Source organism: Lacihabitans sp. LS3-19 (assembly GCF_024343575.1).
GTDB lineage: Bacteria > Bacteroidota > Bacteroidia > Cytophagales > Spirosomataceae > Leadbetterella.
In genome coordinates this window covers 1-2,024 of the sequence record NZ_RJUA01000090.1, presented here as the reverse complement: position 1 = coordinate 2,024, position 2,024 = coordinate 1, and the positions used below count along the sequence as shown (strand labels likewise).

Below are 2,024 nucleotides of genomic sequence, written 5' to 3'. Positions count from 1 at the left end.
TTCCGATTGTATTTGTATTTGAATTAACCGAAGTTCCACACGATGTAGTACAAGTTGCAGTATATGTTCCTGCTCCTACTTCTTTCGATGTTCCTACTCCACCACCTGACCAAGTGATTGTTCCACCTGTACAACCTGTTGCTGTCAATGTTGCTTTTTCTGTTCCACAAACTTCCGTCTTATTAGATGCTATTACTGGTGCGGTTGGTACTGCTCCTGTATTGATAGTTATCGTATTTGACACTGGCGATGTTCCACATGAAGTAGTACATGTTGCGGTATATGTTCCGGCTCCCACTTCTTTCGAAGTACCTGTTCCTAATGTTCCTGACCAGGTAATTGTTCCATCTGAACAACCTGTTGCTGTCAAGGTAGCTTTGTCTGTTCCACAAATCTCTGTCTTGTTAGCAGCTATCACTGGTGCTATTGGTGCTGGCTTACTTCCGATTGTATTTGTATTTGAATTAACCGAAGTTCCACACGATGTAGTACAAGTTGCAGTATATGTTCCTGCTCCTACTTCTTTCGATGTTCCTACTCCACCACCTGACCAAGTGATTGTTCCACCTGTACAACCTGTTGCTGTCAATGTTGCTTTTTCTGTTCCACAAACTTCCGTCTTATTAGATGCTATTACTGGTGCGGTTGGTACTGCTCCTGTATTGATAGTTATCGTATTTGACACTGGCGATGTTCCACATGAAGTAGTACATGTTGCGGTATATGTTCCGGCTCCCACTTCTTTCGAAGTACCTGTTCCTAATGTTCCTGACCAGGTAATTGTTCCATCTGAACAACCTGTTGCTGTCAAGGTAGCTTTGTCTGTTCCACAAATCTCTGTCTTGTTAGCAGCTATCACTGGTGCTATTGGTGCTGGCTTACTTCCGATTGTATTTGTATTTGAATTAACCGAAGTTCCACACGATGTAGTACAAGTTGCAGTATATGTTCCTGCTCCTACTTCTTTCGATGTTCCTACTCCACCACCTGACCAAGTGATTGTTCCACCTGTACAACCTGTTGCTGTCAATGTTGCTTTTTCTGTTCCACAAACTTCCGTCTTATTAGATGCTATTACTGGTGCGGTTGGTACTGCTCCTGTATTGATAGTTATCGTATTTGACACTGGCGATGTTCCACATGAAGTAGTACATGTTGCGGTATATGTTCCGGCTCCCACTTCTTTCGAAGTACCTGTTCCTAATGTTCCTGACCAGGTAATTGTTCCATCTGAACAACCTGTTGCTGTCAAGGTAGCTTTGTCTGTTCCACAAATCTCTGTCTTGTTAGCAGCTATCACTGGTGCTATTGGTGCTGGCTTACTTCCGATTGTATTTGTATTTGAATTAACCGAAGTTCCACACGATGTAGTACAAGTTGCAGTATATGTTCCTGCTCCTACTTCTTTCGATGTTCCTACTCCACCACCTGACCAAGTGATTGTTCCACCTGTACAACCTGTTGCTGTCAATGTTGCTTTTTCTGTTCCACAAACTTCCGTCTTATTAGATGCTATTACTGGTGCGGTTGGTACTGCTCCTGTATTGATAGTTATCGTATTTGACACTGGCGATGTTCCACATGAAGTAGTACATGTTGCGGTATATGTTCCGGCTCCCACTTCTTTCGAAGTACCTGTTCCTAATGTTCCTGACCAGGTAATTGTTCCATCTGAACAACCTGTTGCTGTCAAGGTAGCTTTGTCTGTTCCACAAATCTCTGTCTTGTTAGCAGCTATCACTGGTGCTATTGGTGCTGGCTTACTTCCGATTGTATTTGTATTTGAATTAACCGAAGTTCCACACGATGTAGTACAAGTTGCAGTATATGTTCCTGCTCCTACTTCTTTCGATGTTCCTACTCCACCACCTGACCATGTAATTGTTCCACCTGTACAACCTGTTGCTGTCAATGTTGCTTTTTCTGTTCCACAAACCTCTGTCTTATTCGATGCTATTACTGGTGCAGCCGGAGCAGCTCCAGTATTTATAGTTATCGTATTTGACACTGGTGAGGTTCCACAT

The 2,024-nt window shown here is 42.9% G+C and carries 1 pseudogene; it reads right to left on the bottom strand.

The features are described from left to right. A pseudogene (locus EGI22_RS15535) lies at positions 1-2,024 on the bottom strand (hypothetical protein); the annotation flags it as partial.